Below are 16,321 nucleotides of genomic sequence, written 5' to 3'. Positions count from 1 at the left end.
TCGTTAGCAGTGGCAGAGGTCAGGCGACTAGCTTGAGCAGATTCTCCAACAGGTCCTTGAGTTCAGCGCGATCTACACCATTGTCATGATACGTGGAGCGATCAATGATCTGCGTAGCTGTCATTAACGGCCAGAACTTGTCAATCACATCGTCTGGCTTCATGCCAACTGCCTTGCCGATGATTTTCTTGGCGTCGCAAGTGTCTGTGAACGTAACCCTTTTTCCGCTTTGGGCATCGATCATATCGGGGCACAAGTAGTTTTCGATTTCACGTTTACGCGTCGAGTAGAACGCTCGTCCCTGTCCCTCGACTTCCTGCTTACGTTTCAATATAGCTGCAACCTGCTCCGGGCTTCCGCCAACATCGGAGTCCAAAAACACGCACCAAGGCAGTCCAAGGTCGTCCGCAAGATTGAGGGTTACCCAATGCTTAACGCTGCCACAGCCACCGATTAGGATCGGGACGATTCCCGCGTCTTCCAAGCTGGATGGGAGGTGTCCGCCTGCTTTGAGGGTATTTGAAGTGTGACGGAGGAAGGTGACGTCGGACTTGCCCTCCACCAGGACGACCCCTTTTGCTCGTTCCATTCCTGTCTCGGGTAGTACGCCCAGACTCTCGGCGGCTTCCGTTAGTACTTCCTTGGTTGGCATTTTTACAATGGGGACGCCTTGTTCGTCCTTGGTTACGTAACGGATGCCGTCGATGGGCATCAGGCCAGCTAAAGCAGGGACGTGGGTGGTGACGATGATTTGCCTATTGGTTTGATTGGATAGCTCCAGAAGGGCCTTCATCAGCATCATCTGATAGTTGGGGTGCTGTGAGGTTTCCGGCTCTTCGATTGCGTAGATCACGTTGCGTGGGCTACCAGCAACTGCATTTTTTTCGGCCTCAGCTCGGAAGAAATTGAGCAAAATGAGCCTACGTACCCCGCTGCCACGTTTATTTATGGGGATGCCATTCTCGCCCTCAAGAGTAAAGCTGAAGCTCCACTTGGGCTTTTCTTTGAAACGGGGAGTCAATTCATTAGCCAACTCCGGAGCCATTTCTCGAAGTTTGTCGAGGGTGCGTCCAGCAACGTCCAACACACTGCTCTCGATCTGCCGCTCTAGCTCACTGATCTGCTCCTGTAGCGCAGCTTGGGCTTCCTTGACCGCCTGCTGTAGAGGGTTTTTGGCTTCGGCGTCACCGTCACTGCTCTCCCTGTCCGCCTTGAAGAGCGCGAAAGTTGGCAGCAGCGCCTCGATTTTATCCCAAACAGATTTACCTTCTGTGGACATCCCCTTGCCTACATCAAGAAGTGTCTCTTGGCAGGCAACATCTCCGGCCGCATCGCGAATGGCTTTCCGCCATTGGGAAGCCACCCGCTGATCTGCTACTCGATCAGCGATCTCATATTGTGCGCCGAGCTTTTTCAGGTCGACCATTTTCAGACTGAGTAGGCTAGCGAGGGCTTTATCAGACGGATGCTCACAGCGGATGGCTGTACTGTCCAGTTTGCCGGTGCTCGCTTTGAACGTTTTGACTACCTCAAGGACGCCAGCCGCATTCAGCAGGTATTCCTGCGATAGCGAGGTGTGTACATTTTCATCCAGCACCAAAGCCTCAGGAAGGTCGTCAAACTCGCAGGCAATCTCGAACTGAGTGTGACCCTCGGCTAGACTGAAGCAGTTCATATCACTCTTGTCGGGTTTGATGTCCGCGCTGTCGAAGAAGATGGCCAGTGCTTCCAGGATGGTCGACTTCCCAAAATCGTTTCGACCCACAATACCGGTCATAGATGAATCGATAGGAATGACGGTGGGTGTGCTATAGCCGCGAAAATGACTGAGCTTGACGGTCTTAAGGCGCATCGTGAGATCCCTGATCTGTGTATGTCTTCGTTTCCTTACCAACCGCTGTCAGTCCTCAACGGCAAAAAGTGACGTACATTCTGCCGGAAGGAAATGTCATCAAGGCCTCAGGCATCGATGTGAACCCGTCCCTCCACTGAGCCAGTGGATCTTCGAATCACAACCTGTAGGTAGCTGCGGTGTGGTTAGTCGCTCGGGTGCGCATCGATTATAGGTGGAGGATGGCAAAGCGCCAGGGTGAGTGGGTGGCACATAGGCATCATTTCGCCATCCCAAGATTTACGTTGGATTTGCCTGGTAAGCAGGTGTCTCGTGGCTATGAGTGCCTAATTGAGTACCTTAATGGAAAGCGGAACGGTAAATAGCCTTTGTTTATTTGACTTCTGTCGTCCGGATTCGATTCCTGTCTCCGCACCACATTCAGATTGGCCAATGGCGATTTTTCGCTTGTTGGCCCTGCTAAGAAGCCCGCCTTGTGCGGGTTTTTTTGTGGCTGTTTTTACGCTGTTGATCTGCGTGCTTTTGACTTGAGAGGGCGCGGTTTTCCACTTAGCGTTACAGACTTTTCTAGATAGTGGGTATCTGTTGATTCGGTTTGGACCAATGTTTACGGGGGGGAAGCCGATTTTTTTCTAGATAACGTTTTTTCCGTTTAGAGATAATTTTGAGATGACCCAGTTTTCTCACTACGACCTGCTGCTGAGTTATTCCGCAGACTGAGGTTGGAGGGAAACACCCCAGTCCAAGTGTCCTAGCTGGGAGCAGTGTTGTACGAATTGGCAATGGCGGAGTAGAACGTCTCGACCACTGTGGTGAGGTCAAACGTCTTTTGTTCTGTAGGCCAGCGGCGAAGGCTGTGATAATGGAAGGCAATGACAAAGGCCATGCCATGCTGACCATCTCGAATAACGTGCATCTGCCAGATGCCGACATCGAACTGACATACATCCGCGCGCAAGGCGCAGGCGGGCAGAATGTCAACAAGGTGTCCAGCGCCGTGCACCTGCGCTTCGACATTCCCGCCTCGTCGCTGCCCGAGTTTTACAAGGAGCGGCTGCTGGCGCTGCGTGACAGTCGCATCACCGGTGACGGCGTGTTGATCATCAAAGCCCAGCAGTACCGCACCCAGGAGCAGAACCGCACTGACGCACTGGCGCGTCTTGCCGAGTTGATCATCACTGCCGGCAAGACCGAGAAGAAACGCCGCCCCACCAAACCGACCCTCGGCTCGAAGACCCGCCGCCTCGAAGGAAAAGCCAGGCGCAGCACTGTCAAGGCGGGGCGGGGTAAGGTGGAGTTCTAGTGCGGTGTTTCAGAAGTACCAATGAAAATTGCTCAAGGCCCGTGCCGCACGAGCGACTGAGGCCAGGATGTCCTCGGCTTTTTTAAGGGGGGATGCCTGGAGATTGTATTCGGGGCAACCAGGTGCCTGGCTTGGCATTTTCAGCGCCTATCAGATCCGGCGCCGCCCGCGCGGCGCATCGCGAGCAAGCTCGCTCCTACATCTGTTTCGGGCCAGTATCGCCTGTGCCAGCGCGCGCGACCGCCTTGTTTGTACGACACAATATTGAGGCGGACGCTAAGGGGACGCGCGCCAATGCCTCAGGAATAACTGGCCCGAAACGGATGTAGGAGCGAGCTTGCTCGCGAGGGCCTGTCAGTTTTTTTGTGTGCGGGCCGGTAATGGCCTGCCGCCAGGCAGGCCCTGTTTTTCACCAGGTCGGCCTGATGAACCGATCCCCGTACAGAATCGCAAATTGATTCATCGCACTTTTCCAATCATGCGCTGCGGATCCCCAGTTTGCCGTGATATTTCGCACCCCCAACCAGATCAGTTTGGTGGCTGCATCGTCGTTCGGGAAGTGGCCACGGGTCTTGATGATCTTGCGTAGCTGACCATTGATGCTCTCGATGGCGTTGGTGGTATAGATCACTTTCCGGATGGCAGGCGGGAAAACAAAGAATGGAATCACCCGATCCCACGCGCGTCTCCAGGCGGCCACGACCGTTGGATACTGCTTGCCCCAGGGCCCGTTTTCAAACTCATCCAATGCCTGCTCGGCCGCTTCTGCGTTGATGGCCTGATAAATAGGCTTCAGCGCCTTGGCCAGTGCTCGACGCTTGTCCCAAGCCGCGTAGTCCAGGCTGTTGCGAATCAGATGCACAATGCATGTCTGCAGTGTTGTTTCTGGAAACACCGCGCTGAGGGCCTCTGGCATGCCCTTGAGGCCATCGGTCACGGCAATCAGCACGTCCTCGACGCCGCGCGTCTTGAGGTCGTTGAACACCTTCATCCAGAACTTCGCACCCTCGGTGTTCTCGATCCAGATGCCCAGGATATCGCGCGTCCCGTCGGGTAAAACGCCCAACGCCAGGTAAATGGCCTTGCTGCGCACCAAGCCTTCTTCGCGGATCTTCACCCGCAGCGCATCAAAGAAAATGACTGGGTACATCGGCTCCAATGGGCGCTGTTGCCACGCGCCAATTTCTTCCATGACCTCGTCGGTCACAGAGCTGATGAAATCGGGCGAAACCTCCGTGCCGTACTGCTCGGAAAGAAACGCGCGGATCTCTCTGACCGTCATTCCACGGGCATACATGGCAATGATCTTGTCGTCGAAGCCGGTATAACGGCGCTCATGCTTGGGGATCAGAATCGGCGAGAAACTGCCGTTACGGTCGCGCGGAATATCCAGGCGTATCGGGCCATCGCCGGTGAGCACCGTCTTACCGCTCTTACCGTTACGCTGGTTGGTTTCATCCTCCGGGCGCTGCGCGCCCGACGGATAGCCCAAGTGATAACCCAGCTCAGCGTTCAGGGCTCGCTCGATCAGCGCCTTCTTGAACGCCGCAGAGGCCTCTTCGATGGCTTCTGCAGTCATCAGCGTGTCGGGTAATTGATCAAGCAGTTCCTTCGGGAGCTTCGGCAGCTCACGCGCCGGTTGGCGCTCAGATTTCTTTTTGGTTGGCATACATGCACCTCTTACTCATGTTATGCCCGAACACAAAATTTCTGACACCCCCGCTCGCGATGCGCCGCGCGGGCGGCGCTCGATCTCCGCCCTACCTCCAAGCCAAAGACAGGCACCTAGCCGCCATCACCCTACCTCCCGACAAGCACATAGCAGCCTCACTTCCCCAACATTCCGTGAAGAACCATAAAAAAGCCGAGGACATCCTGGCCTCAGTCGCTCGTGCGGCACGGGCCTTGAGCAATTTTCATTGGTACTTCTGAAAACACCGCACTAGGGTAAGCAGCAGTAATCACGCCTCATCAGATGCACTGTTAGCCTTCGCCCGATTCACCTTCCAAGGCAACGCCGGCTGAGCACGTACTTTCTTGTATTTTCCCCTTGCAAACATGTACGTCTGCAGCTCCATGAAATGACGGCTACGACCAGACAGCTCGTACGTAATCAGGAATACCATCAGTGGCTTGTCCGCGTCCTGCCATTGCGTGTGGATTCGCTCCAACGTGAGCGCAATGTCTTCGATCCTGCTATAGCCGATAAAGGTCTGGAACACTGCTTTGCCGGCGCGCTCAAGCAGCTTGGAAATCTCATTGATATCCGTATGTGCCCGTTTCCATTCCCACTCGACGAACGAAAGTGTGTCGCCTTCTGGATACCGCAGCACAGCGTCGGTGCGTCCACCTTGTTCAAACAACGCCCTTGCGCCAAGAAGCGTTGCGCACTGACGCACTACCAATCCAAGGTGAATTGTCCAGTCGGCGCGCCCCGCTAGATCGTTTGCCTCGGTAACCGGAAAATCGCGGTACCACAAACAGTTGAATAGCGTAATGAAATCCCGTTCGACTCGCTTCATAACCGTTCTCATCGTTGTGTATGACTCAACGAGCTTTAACGGCTGTCAGGGTGAAATGTTGAGCGTGAATAGCCATGGTCCATCATCCTCCCTGCCTTGCACGCTACGGTTTTGTTTCCCTGTGCATTCGTACAAAACAATGGGACGTTTCCCACAACCAAGAACCTTGCCCTACCTGAAACGAGGCGATAAATTCCCCGAGTCGCGGCAAATTCCGTGACCGGGCGTAGGAACCCGTTGGTAAACTTGGCGCATGCACTAGGCGCCCCTGCACCACAGCTGGCGCTTTTTTTGTGCCTGCCGTGCTGTGTCATGGCGGCTGTGTGTGGGCAGGCTTCGGCCTGGCCGGGTTCCAAGTTTCCCGGTATTCCTACCCCATGCACAGCTGCCACCCAATCCCGTAGGAAGGATCGTGGCAGCTCCAATTAAAACTTGGAGTCTCATGCATGCTCACCTTAAATCCATCAAGGATCCTCGCATTCGTTCTCCGCCGCCGCCCCGCGCCGGCCCGCAACCCCCACCGTTTCTACCCCATCGACACCCAATCCTGCGCCACCTCCAACCCCCAGGAGGCCCCCCATGACTGACCACGAACGCCTCACCACCATCCAAAGCTACGCCTGGACCCTCGAGCTGCTAGGCGAGGCCTTGGTGCAGCACGACGAGATGCTGGAGTGCGAACACAACCCGCAGCTGAGCTTTCGCAACACGGCTGGTATCCATCAGGCGATTCGGATTATCAGCCGGTTGGCCAGTGAGCAGTGTGGGAAGGTGATGGAGCTGAAGGGGCAGGATCCGGGCGATTAGTTGGCCCGGTGCAAGCGGGCTTACCCGCGAAGCAGGCACTGTGGTGGATGGCACGGGCTTCGCCCGTGTTCGCGGGGCAAGCCCGCTCCCACGGGGGGCATGGCTGTTTTGGAAGTTTGAGCAAGGCAGTTGTGCCCACCAAGGCCAGCCTGGGTCTTCGTGTATTCCAGGCTGGCACCGCTATCAGAAGTCCCAGCGGGTCGTAACCATGACGTTGCGCGGTTCGCCGTAGATGGCCGAGTTATAAAAGCCGACGTTGGTGTAGTAGTACTTGTCGAAGAGGTTGTTGACGTTAAGCGTCGCCGACAGGTTCTGCGTGATCTGGTAGCGGGTCATCAGGTCCACCACCCAGTACGATTCCTGGGTGATGTCCTCGTTCACGCCTTTGGGGTTGTTCCAGATCTGCTGCCAGGCCTTGTTCTGCCAGCGTGCGCCACCGCCAAGGGTGATTTTGTCTAGGTCGCCGGTGAGCTTGTAGGTGGTGTAGAGGCTGAACTGGTCTTCGGGCTCGAAGGTCGAGAGCTTCACGTCGTTGCTGTCGCGCACCACCTTGTGGGTGTAGCCGCCTTGCACCTGCCAGCCTGGGGCCAGTTCGCCGGACACTTCCAGCTCGTAGCCCTTGGTGGTCGCCTTGCTGCCCTTGAACGCGTAGTTGGATGGGGTAGGGGTCAGGTTGTTGTAGGCGTCGTCCGGCACCGAGCGGTTGGTTTCCTTGACCTCGAAGTAGGCCAGGCTGGCGTTCAGGCGGCCGTCGAAGAACTCGCCCTTGACCCCGATTTCGTAGTTCTCGCCTTCATCCGGCTCGATCAGTTTGTTGTCGCGGTCGCGGTTGTAGTTTTCCTGCGGCATGAACACGTCGGTGTAGCTGGCGTAGACCGAGAAGTTTTCATTCAGGTCGTAGATGGCGCCGGCATAGGGTATGAAGCGTCCGGACTCGGTGTAGGTCGGGGTCAGGCCGGTCAGGCTGTAGTTGACCACGCGGCCGCCCAGCAGCACTTTCAGGTCGTCGGTGACGTTCAGACGGGTGGTGAGGTAGACGCCGGTCTGGCGGATCACGTCGTCGGTGCGCTGCGACACCGGCCCCCAGTCGGGCTTGGGCAGGTTGCCGTGCCAGTTGTTGTAGTCCACGCGGTTGGGTACCGAGAAGGTTTCGTCCCAGTAACCCTTGCCATCCCAGTGGGCCTTGCTGATGGAGCCGCCGAGCACCAGGTCGTGCTCGCGGCCGAGCATGCTGAACGGGCCGCTGACATACAGGTCGGCCGAGTCGCTGGTGGTGTCGCCCTTGTAGCGTTGCGCGTTGATTTCGGCGCTGCCGTCGGGCTGCGGCTGGTCGAACTGGATGGCGCCCATCTGCGCGTCATAGCCGTTGTACTTGTGGTCCAGTTGCAGCTTGGTCACCCAGCCGCCGCCCATGTCGTGCTCAAGCGTGGCGAAGACCGTGCGGGTGTACTGCTGCCAGCTGCTCCAGTCGGTTGCGTTGCTGAACGAGCGCTTGGCGTCGTTGCGCTCGCCCTTGGAATTGAGCAGCGGGAAGCTGCCGGACCAGGTGGAACCCTTGGGGTCGTTGTCCTGGTAGTCGGCGCCCACGGTCAGCAGCGTATCGGGCGACAGGTCGAACTCGACGATGCCGTAGAACACCGAGTTCTGGCTCGAATAGCGGTCGATGAACGAGTGCTTGTCCTGGTAGGCAACCACGGCCCGGCCGCGGACGTTGCCGGTTTCGGTCAGCGGGCCGCTGACATCCAGTTCGCTGCGGTAGTTGTCCCACGAGCCCGCGCCCAGGGTGGCGTGGCCCTGGAAGTCGGCGGTGGGCTTTTTGCGTACCAGGTTGATGGTACCGCCCAGCGAGCCGGCGCCGCTGAGCAGGCCGGAGGCGCCCTTGAGCACTTCGATGCGGTCGTAGATGGCCATGTCGCTCAGGGAGTTGCCGGCTGAGTAGGCGACGTTGCGCACGGCGGAGGGGATGCCGTCGTACTGGAAGTTGTTGATCGAGAAACCGCGGGAATAGTAGTTGGTCCGGTCCGTGTCGTAGGCCGACACGGTGATGCCCGGGGTGTGGCGCATCACCGCGTCGACACTGTTGAGGGCAAAGTCATCCATGTGCTGGCGCGTGACCACGCTGATCGACTGCGGGGTTTCCCTGGGTTTGAGTACCAGGCGGGTGGCCGTGGCGATGGTGCCGGGCGTGTAAGAGCCGGTGCCTTCGGTGACGGTGCCGAGCTGGTTGCTGATGACGTTGGTCGCCTCCAGCTCCAGGGCGCCACCGCTGCCCGCTGCGACCTCCACCGTGTAGTTGCCACCGCTGTTGAATGCGCGAAGGCCGGTACCGGCCAGCAACTGGGCCAGGCCATCTGCAACGGAATAGCTGCCGTTCAGGCCAGCGCTGCGCTTGCCGGCGGTGAGCTGGGCATCGGCAGAAAGCAAGATACCGGCCTCGCTCGCGAAGCGGTTCAGCGCCTGGTCCAGGCCGCCAGCGGGGATGGCGTAGCTGTGTGTTTGCTCGCTGGCGTCAGCCGGTGCTGCGGGCATTGCAAGCAGCAGTGGGCTGGTGCAGAGCAAGCCGGCAAACAGGCTGCGGCGCACCGCAAGGCTCAGTCGAGAACAGGTGGTTGTGGGCAGATACGGCACTCTTGACGTTCCTCTTGAGAATGCTTCTTGGTTGGATTCAAGAGGTATCCCGGACAAGTCGGCAAAACCGACAAGGGGCAGCAGCATTTTTTTGGGTGGGTTGTGGATGCCTGGAGATTGTATTTGGGGCGACCGGGTGCCTGGCTTGGTATTTTTAGGGGGCCGAAGATCGAGCGCCGCCCGCGCGGCGCATCGCGAGCTAGCTCGCTCCTACATTTGTTTCGGCCAGTCACGCCTGTGCCTGAGCGCGCGACCGCCTTGTTTGTCCGACGCGATATTGAGGCGGGCACCAAAGGGCCGCGCGCCAATACCTCAGGAATAACTGGACCGAAACAAATGTAGGAGCGAGCTAGCTCGCGATGCGCCGCGCGGGCGGCGCTCGATCTCCGCCCCACCTGCAAGCCCAAGACAAGCACTTAGCCGCCTTCACCCCATCCCCGACTTTATCGTCGCGTGTAACGCCCGCTACGCAGGACTGATCGTGGTCCAGAGGCTCGTCAGCCTGTGCACCTTTACCGGCAGGGACTGCTCAAGTGCAGTCAGTACGCGGTCTGTGTCCGCCAAGGGAAAAACGCCCGTTAGCGGCAGGCCGGCGATGGTCGGGTCACAGCGCAGCATGCCGCGGCGATGGCGAGCCAGTTCGGCGACGAACTGCCCCAGCGGCATGCGTTCGGCGATAAGCCTGCCATCGTGCCAGGCGATGGCGTTGAGGTTTGCTGGCGCGATGTCACCGAACCGGGTCGCGGTAAACCAGCAACCTTGTCCGGCTTGCAGGCGCGTGGCGCGGGCCTGAAGCGGGCGCAGTTCCAGCGCGCCCTCGAACAGATCGACCTGGCTTTTGTCGCCACGTTGGTACACGCAAAAGCGCGTGCCCAGCGCCTGGATTTCCCCTGCGGCGGTGTCCACGATCAAGGGGCGTTGCGCTGGGTCATGGCCGCTGTCGAGCAGCAACTCCCCCGCGAGCAGGCGAATGCGTCGCTCGCTCGCGCTGAACAGGATATCCACCGCGCTACCGCTGTTCAGGCTAAGCCGGCTGCCATCGGCCAGCGTGCGCTGCAGGCGTTCGCCCGTACCGCTGCGCAGGTCTGCGATGGCCTCGCGCCAGGGTAGTTGCGATTGGGCAAGGTAGCTGCTGCCCCCGGCCAACAGCAGCGCGCCGAGCAGTTTCAGCGTCTGCCGGCGGCGCGCATCGGGCAGCTCACGCAGCACCGCCAGCGCAGTATCTGTGGGCACACCGCTCAGGGTGTTTTGCAGGTGCTCCAGGCGCTGCCACGCACGATCATGTTCCGGGTCTGCAGTGCGCCATTCAGCGAAGCGACGCTGTTGTTCCTTGTCCAGCTCGCCACCCCATTGCAGCATCAGCCAATGGCTGGCCTGCTCGACGATGGCAGAGGCGACGGGCGCTTCGCTGGTGGTTTTCATTCGGCGTACAGCACCTGATAGCAGGCGGTGATGGCGCGCAGCATGTACTTTTGCACCGAACTGACGCTGACCTCGAGGCGCTCGGCGATCTGGCTATAGGTCAGCCCTTCGAACTGCGACAGCAGAAACGCCTCGCGCACCTTCGCGGGCATGCTGTCGAGCATGGCGTCGATCTGCATCAGGGTTTCGATCACGATGGCACGGGTTTCCAGCGACGGGGTTTCCGGCTCGGGCAGGGCGGCGAGGCTCTCCAGGTAAGCTTGCTTGATACGTTGGCGGCGCCATTGGTCGATGACCAGGTTGCGGGCGATCTGCGCCAGGAACCGGCGCCCATCGCTCTGCGCCGGCAGGCGCCGTGTCACCAGCAGGCGCAGGAACGTGTCTTGCGCGATATCTGCGGCCCGCTCACGATCACCAAGGCGCAGACGCAGCCAGCCTTGCAGCCAGCCGTGGTGGTCGCGATACAGGCTATCCAGTGGTTGCAACGGGGCGTCAGTGGGCACTTTCCTCTTCCCATGAATGAGTTGCAGATAGGAATGAGTTGCAATTGTAGTGGGGCGAGGGCGACTTTGGAAACAGCCGATGCAGGAATCGGCTGAACTGCATCCTGGCGCGGCTCAAACTGCTCAGCCGACGGGTATCAATCACGGGGTGGCCTTTTAGCCCTGGCAGGCAATACTTCTGTGTATACGCAGGCGTGTTCCTGGTGGCGCGCGCCGCTGGGAGGTGTCAGGTGAACAAACTATCCATTGTGGGTGCCGGCTTGGTCGGCGAGGCGGCGGCTCAGGTCATCGCCCGGGATGAGTTGTGCCATGAGTTGATGTTGATCGATGTGCAGGGTGAGTTGGCACAAGGCAAGGCGCTGGATATCTGGCAGGCGGCGGTCGAATCGGGTTCCGATACCCGGGTTCAGGGCGGGGCCAAGGCCGAAATGCTGGCGGGGTCTGACCTGGTGGTGATTACGGCAGGGGTGCCGCGCAAGCCTGGCCAGTCGCGCCAGGATGTATTGAGCATCAACCTGCCCATTCTCGACGGCATCCTGCTGGACATCAAACAGCATGCGCCGGCGGCGACCGTGTTGGTGGTGTCGAACCCCGTCGATGTGCTGACCTATCGTGCCTGGTCGCGCAGCGGGCTGGGCCGCAACAAGGTGTTCGGGCAGGCGGGGGTGTTGGATACCGCGCGCATGAAGTGTTTCATTGCCGAGGAAACGGGGTTTTCCGCTCGGGACATCACGGCCCTGGTGCTGGGCGGGCATGGCGACAGCATGGTGCCGCTGATGCGCTACTGCGCGGTCGGGTCGGTGCCATTGGCGCACTTCCTGTCCAGTGAGCAGATAGAGCGCATCGTGCAGCGCACCCGCCAGGGTGGCGGCGAGATTCTGGGGCTGAAGAAGCTGGGCAGTGCCTGCGACGCGCCGGGCGTGGCCATTGCGCAGATGGTGGATGCGATCGCCAATGGGCGAAACCGCATTTTGCCAGCGGTCGCGGTGCTGGAGGGCGAGTACGGGCGCACAGGTATTGCCATGGGTGTGCCTTGTGTACTGGCCGGGGAGGGGATTGCGCGGGTCATCGAGTTGCCGCTGGATGCGCAGGAGCAGGCGATGTTCGACCACTCTGCAGACCAGGTGCTGCGCGATATTGCTGAAATGAATGCCTTGTGAGCAGGGCATAGGCGAGCGCAAGGGGAGATTGGCTATTGCGCTTCATGGCTTGCGCTCGCCCCGTTGTAAATGAAAACCCTTATCGTTAAAGTCAGCCGCTTCGCCCCCACCGGTATCGACCCCGAGCATGAAGACCGAAGAGCTGGAGCTGGCTTTCAAGACCCATGCCGGGGAACTGCGCTCATTCCTCTACCGGCAGCTTCGCAACACCGACACCGCCGCCGACCTGGTGCAGGAAACCTACCTGCGCATGCTGCGCCAGCCCCCGCAGGGCCCGGTGCTGAACCTGCGCAGCCTGTTGTTTCGCATCGCCCGCAACCTGGTCATCGACCACGCCCGCAGCCGGGGTACGCGGGGGCAGCATGAAGAAGGCATGGCCTACCTCTACGAAGTGACGGGCGAAAGCCCCGAGCCGTTCGCCGAGGTGGCGGCGCGGCGGGAGCTGGCGTCGATGGCCGAGGCGTTGAAGCGCCTGCCGCCGCGTTGCCAGGAGATTTTCTTGCTGTGCCGCCTGGAAGGGGTCGCGCACAAGGAGGTCGCCCGGCAGTTGGGGGTGTCTGTCAGTACGGTCGAGAAGCAGCTGGCCATCGCGCTGGACTTTCTTGCCCACAGCTTGCAACGTTGATGGCCATGCACAAGCCTGCCGCCTCCCTGAACCCTTCACCTGACGTGCGCCGCATGGCGCAGGGTTGGGTCGTGCGCCTGACCTCGGGTGACGTCCGGCCGGGTGATGTCGAAGCGGCGCGTGCCTGGTGCGCGCAGGCGCCGGAGCATCAGCAGGCGTTCGTCGAAGCGCGCCGGGTGTGGGCGTTGAGCGGGCAGCTTGTGGCGCCGGTACGCCGGCGGGCGCCGGCCCGGCCGTGGGCGTTGGCCAGTGCGGCGGTGCTGGTGCTAGGGGTGGGGCTTTTGCTGGCCTGGCAGGGGCAGTGGGGCGCGGACTACCGGACCGGGGTAGGGGAGCGCAGGGTGGTGGCGTTGGCCGATGGTTCGCGCATTACCCTGGATGCGGAGTCGGCGGTGGATGTCGAGCTCAGTGCCCAGGCCCGGCGCATCACGCTGCGCAAGGGTGAGGCGCTGTTCGATGTGGCGCATGACCCGGCGCGGCCGTTCCAAGTGCGGGCAGGCGAAGTGCAGGCCACGGCGCTGGGCACGGTGTATGCCGTCCGCCGCGAGGGCGAGGCGGTGGAAGTCGTCGTCAAGCGCGGGCGGGTGGCGGTCACGGATGCACTGGACCGGGTCGAGCTTTCGGCGGGCGAGGCCATTGGCCGCAAGGCGGATGGGCTGGGGGCCAGGCATCGGCTGGATGTGGACAGTGCGTTGGCCTGGCAGGAGGGCCGGCTGGTGTTCGAGCAGGCGCCGCTGGCGCAGGTGCTCAAGGCATTGGAGCGCTACCGGCCGGGGTGGTTGCTGATCGGGGATGAGCAGTTGCGGGGGCTGAAGGTCAGCGGCACGTTCCAGCTGGACCGGCTGGATGAGGGGTTGGCGACCTTGGAGCAGGCGTTTGGCTTGAGCATACGGCGGTATTCGGATTATCTGCTGGTGTTCAAGGCGCGTGGTTGAGTGGCCAGCGTGCTGCCTCAATGAAAATGATGTGAATTATTTTTACGGGTGATGCGAGGTCGTCCGTCTTCCCTCTACAAAAACGAATGCTTCGTATTTGAATAGGGGGGAGTGTTGATGTACCGAGCGCATTTTTGCAGGGCGTCGATTTCGTTGCTGTGTGCCTTGATTCCAGCCTTGGCCATGGCCGAGCCGCGTGACTTCGACATCGCGCCGCAGCCGTTGGCCAGTGCGCTCAATCGCCTGGCGGCGCAGGGCGGGTTGCAGGTGATCTTCGATGGCAACCTGGTGCTGGGCAAGAGCAGCCGTGGCATCAACGGGCGGCATGAGCCGGAGGCGGCGTTGTCGGCGCTGCTGCAGGGCAGTGGCCTGACCTGGCGCGCCACCGGCAGCGGCAGCGTCACCCTGGAGAGGGCCGCGCAAGCTACCGGGGCACTGGAGCTGGGCAGCACGTCGATCGTCGGCCAGGCCTACAGCTCGGCAAGCCCGGACGATGGCTACGTGGCCAAGCGCTCGTCGGTCGGCAGCAAAACTGACACCCCCCTGATCGAAACCCCGGCCTCGGTGTCGGTCATCACCCGTGAGCAGATCGAGGCCCAGCAACCCAAGACCGTGGCCCAGGCCCTGCGTTATACGCCCGGGGTCAACACCGAGCTGGCCGGGCCGCAGTTCGTCGTCGACCAGCTGTCCATCCGTGGTTTCCAGCAAGGCACCGGCCGTATGCTGCGTGACGGCACCCGCACCTTCTTGCCGGAGTTTCTCGGCTGGGACGCGCCAGAGCCTTATGGCCTGGAGCGCATCGAGGTGCTGCGTGGCGCCAGTTCGGTGCTGTACGGTGCCTCGGACCCCGGTGGCCAGATCAACCTGGTCAGCAAACGCCCCACTCAGCAGCCGTTGCATGAGGTGCAATTGCAGGCGGGCAACCTGGGCTACCAGCAAAGCGCCTTCGACCTGGGCGATGCGCTGGATGACGAGGGTATCTGGAGCTATCGCCTGACCGGCCTGTTCCGCGAGGCGGACGCCCAGACCGACCACATCACCAACCGCCGCCAGTACATTGCCCCGGCGCTGAGCTATCGGCCCAGCGCCGATACCGAGCTGACCTTGCTCGGCGAATACCAGAAGCAGACCGGCAACTTCGCCAATGCGCTGCCGGCCACGGGCACGGTGTTCCGCGACGCGCGCGGGCGGCTGGACCGCGACACGTATGTGGGCGATAGCGCCTACGACTTCATGACCAACGAGAAGACCTCGCTGGGTTATGTGTTCGAGCACCACTTCGACGAGGTGTGGACGCTGCGTCAGAACGTGCGTTACAGCTACTACCGCCAGGCCAGCAGCGAAATCGCCCTGTTCGGCCCGGCCGGCAGCGGCCAGTACTCGCGCTACAGTGACCAGCGCAAGGGCGATGGCCGGCTGTTCACCCAGGACACCCAGGTACAGGCCAACTTCGCCACGGGGGGGCTGGAACATACGCTGTTGACCGGGGTGGACTACAACAACGGCAAGTTCGACCAGGCCCAGTCGCTGGACTTCATCCTGCAAAGCTTCGACCCCTTTCAGCCGGTCTATGGCCAGCCGTTGAACACGGTCCCGTTCAGCCACGCCAGCTACCAGCAGAAGCTGTCCCAGACCGGTATTTACCTGCAGGACCAGGTGCGGGTCGACAACTGGGTCTTGCTGCTGGGTGGGCGTTATGACTGGGCCGCCAACCAGAAGGACGACCGCGCCCCGCAAACGCAGAAGGACGAGCAGTTCAGCGCCCGCGCCGGGCTGGTCTACCTGTTCGACAATGGCCTGGCACCGTATGCCAGCTACAGCGAGTCGTTCCTGCCGGTGATGGGCACCACGGCCGACGGCACCCAGCTGGACCCGGAAACCGGCAAGCAGTACGAGCTGGGTCTCAAGTACGAACCGCCAGGTGGCAACAGCCTGTATACCGTTGCCCTGTTCGAGCTGACCAAGCAGAACCAGACCGAGAACATCAACGGCTTCAGCCGCCAGGAAGGCGAGGTGCGCTCACGCGGCGTGGAGCTGGAGGCCAAGACCGAAGTGGCCCCCGGCCTGAACCTGATCGGCAGCTACACCTGGAACGACGTCGAGGTGACCCAGTCCGAACGCGGCAACAAGGGCAAGACGCCGTTCCGCACGCCAGAGCACATGGCCTCGCTGTGGGCGGACTACCAGCTGCAGGGCGGGCCGCTGGCCGGGCTGCGCCTTGGCGCAGGTGCACGCTATGTGGGCAGCACCTATGGCGATGCGCAGAACAGCTTCAAGGTCGACAGCTACGCAGTAGTGGATGCGATGGTCAGCTACCCGCTGGGCCAGCTGGATGCGTCGCTGAAGGGCGTGGAGCTGGCGCTCAATGCCAGCAACCTGTTCGACAAGGAGTATGTGGCGGGTTGCTTCAGTGACATGGGCTGCCAGTACGGGCAGCAACGTACGGTCTATGGCACGGTAACTTATAACTGGTAGTTCCAGTGGGAGCGGGCTTGCCCCGCGAACACCGGCTTAGCCGGTGCCATGCGGGTGAACCCGCTCCCACAGGCTTCGTGGCTGCTCTA

Annotated in this window: 12 protein-coding genes; 6 read left to right on the top strand and 6 right to left on the bottom strand. The window is 60.8% G+C overall.

The features are described 5' to 3' along the window. Positions 1 to 19: 19 nt before the first annotated feature. Positions 20 to 1,852 (bottom strand): AAA family ATPase, encoded by a 1,833-nt coding sequence (locus tag DJ563_RS17630; protein ID WP_434518096.1) that lies wholly within the window; start codon positions 1,850 to 1,852, stop codon positions 20 to 22. 889 nt (positions 1,853 to 2,741) lie between these two features. Here DJ563_RS17630 and arfB point away from each other — a divergent pair. Then, positions 2,742 to 3,155: an alternative ribosome rescue aminoacyl-tRNA hydrolase ArfB gene (gene arfB, locus DJ563_RS17625; protein WP_401075087.1), complete on the top strand. Its 414-nt coding sequence runs from the start codon at positions 2,742 to 2,744 to the stop codon at positions 3,153 to 3,155. Between the two features lie 409 nt (positions 3,156 to 3,564). Here arfB and DJ563_RS17620 read toward each other — a convergent pair whose 3' ends face one another. Then, on the bottom strand, positions 3,565 to 4,824 hold the full coding sequence (locus DJ563_RS17620) for an IS256 family transposase (protein WP_434518095.1): 1,260 nt from the start codon (positions 4,822 to 4,824) through the stop codon (positions 3,565 to 3,567). A gap of 292 nt (positions 4,825 to 5,116) precedes the next feature. Further along, positions 5,117 to 5,677, bottom strand: coding sequence for a hypothetical protein (locus DJ563_RS17615; RefSeq protein ID WP_274100607.1), 561 nt, complete (start codon positions 5,675 to 5,677; stop codon positions 5,117 to 5,119). 579 nt (positions 5,678 to 6,256) lie between these two features. On the opposite strand from DJ563_RS17615, the gene DJ563_RS17610 reads away from it, so the two are divergent. After that, on the top strand, positions 6,257 to 6,484 hold the full coding sequence (locus tag DJ563_RS17610) for a hypothetical protein (protein ID WP_274100608.1): 228 nt from the start codon (positions 6,257 to 6,259) through the stop codon (positions 6,482 to 6,484). A 183-nt stretch (positions 6,485 to 6,667) separates the two neighbouring features. Here DJ563_RS17610 and DJ563_RS17605 read toward each other — a convergent pair whose 3' ends face one another. The 3 genes from DJ563_RS17605 to DJ563_RS17595 all read right to left on the bottom strand — a co-directional run bounded on the left by DJ563_RS17605 (position 6,668) and on the right by DJ563_RS17595 (position 11,037). Continuing rightward, the gene (locus tag DJ563_RS17605; RefSeq protein WP_434519734.1) at positions 6,668 to 9,013 is read right to left on the bottom strand and encodes a TonB-dependent siderophore receptor; all 2,346 of its coding nucleotides are present in this window, start codon (positions 9,011 to 9,013) and stop codon (positions 6,668 to 6,670) included. Between the two features lie 564 nt (positions 9,014 to 9,577). Then, the gene (locus DJ563_RS17600) at positions 9,578 to 10,534 is read right to left on the bottom strand and encodes a FecR domain-containing protein (protein ID WP_434518094.1); all 957 of its coding nucleotides are present in this window, start codon (positions 10,532 to 10,534) and stop codon (positions 9,578 to 9,580) included. Next, positions 10,531 to 11,037 (bottom strand): sigma-70 family RNA polymerase sigma factor, encoded by a 507-nt coding sequence (locus tag DJ563_RS17595; RefSeq protein ID WP_274099801.1) that lies wholly within the window; start codon positions 11,035 to 11,037, stop codon positions 10,531 to 10,533. The genes DJ563_RS17600 and DJ563_RS17595 overlap by 4 nt, the downstream gene beginning before the upstream one ends. Before the next feature lie 230 nt (positions 11,038 to 11,267). On the opposite strand from DJ563_RS17595, the gene DJ563_RS17590 reads away from it, so the two are divergent. From DJ563_RS17590 to DJ563_RS17575, 4 genes are all read left to right on the top strand, one after another. Then, a complete protein-coding gene (locus tag DJ563_RS17590) occupies positions 11,268 to 12,197 on the top strand; it encodes a malate dehydrogenase (RefSeq protein ID WP_274099802.1) in 930 nt (309 codons plus the stop codon). 127 nt (positions 12,198 to 12,324) lie between these two features. Beyond that, entirely contained in the window at positions 12,325 to 12,822 is a 498-nt protein-coding gene (locus tag DJ563_RS17585; protein ID WP_274099803.1) for an RNA polymerase sigma factor, read from the top strand. Positions 12,823 to 12,827: 5 nt separating this feature from the next. Continuing rightward, the gene (locus DJ563_RS17580; RefSeq protein WP_434518093.1) at positions 12,828 to 13,757 is read left to right on the top strand and encodes a FecR family protein; all 930 of its coding nucleotides are present in this window, start codon (positions 12,828 to 12,830) and stop codon (positions 13,755 to 13,757) included. A gap of 117 nt (positions 13,758 to 13,874) precedes the next feature. Further along, entirely contained in the window at positions 13,875 to 16,232 is a 2,358-nt protein-coding gene (locus DJ563_RS17575) for a TonB-dependent siderophore receptor (protein ID WP_274099805.1), read from the top strand. The last annotated feature ends 89 nt before the right edge of the window (positions 16,233 to 16,321 follow it).

The sequence above is a fragment of the Pseudomonas sp. NFX1 genome (assembly GCF_051123555.1).
Taxonomy (GTDB): domain Bacteria; phylum Pseudomonadota; class Gammaproteobacteria; order Pseudomonadales; family Pseudomonadaceae; genus Aquipseudomonas; species Aquipseudomonas capeferrum.
Note: the sequence above shows the minus strand (reverse complement) of the source record. Positions and strands in the feature narration are given on the sequence as shown.

Coding starts and splice junctions, on each gene's coding strand:
- DJ563_RS17630 (WP_434518096.1), bottom strand. CDS start 1,852: ATGCGCCTTAAGACCGTCAAGCTCAGTCATTTTCGCGGCTATAGCACA.
- arfB (WP_401075087.1), top strand. CDS start 2,742: ATGCTGACCATCTCGAATAACGTGCATCTGCCAGATGCCGACATCGAA.
- DJ563_RS17620 (WP_434518095.1), bottom strand. CDS start 4,824: ATGCCAACCAAAAAGAAATCTGAGCGCCAACCGGCGCGTGAGCTGCCG.
- DJ563_RS17615 (WP_274100607.1), bottom strand. CDS start 5,677: ATGAAGCGAGTCGAACGGGATTTCATTACGCTATTCAACTGTTTGTGG.
- DJ563_RS17610 (WP_274100608.1), top strand. CDS start 6,257: ATGACTGACCACGAACGCCTCACCACCATCCAAAGCTACGCCTGGACC.
- DJ563_RS17605 (WP_434519734.1), bottom strand. CDS start 9,013: ATGCCCGCAGCACCGGCTGACGCCAGCGAGCAAACACACAGCTACGCC.
- DJ563_RS17600 (WP_434518094.1), bottom strand. CDS start 10,534: ATGAAAACCACCAGCGAAGCGCCCGTCGCCTCTGCCATCGTCGAGCAG.
- DJ563_RS17585 (WP_274099803.1), top strand. CDS start 12,325: ATGAAGACCGAAGAGCTGGAGCTGGCTTTCAAGACCCATGCCGGGGAA.
- DJ563_RS17580 (WP_434518093.1), top strand. CDS start 12,828: ATGCACAAGCCTGCCGCCTCCCTGAACCCTTCACCTGACGTGCGCCGC.
- DJ563_RS17575 (WP_274099805.1), top strand. CDS start 13,875: ATGTACCGAGCGCATTTTTGCAGGGCGTCGATTTCGTTGCTGTGTGCC.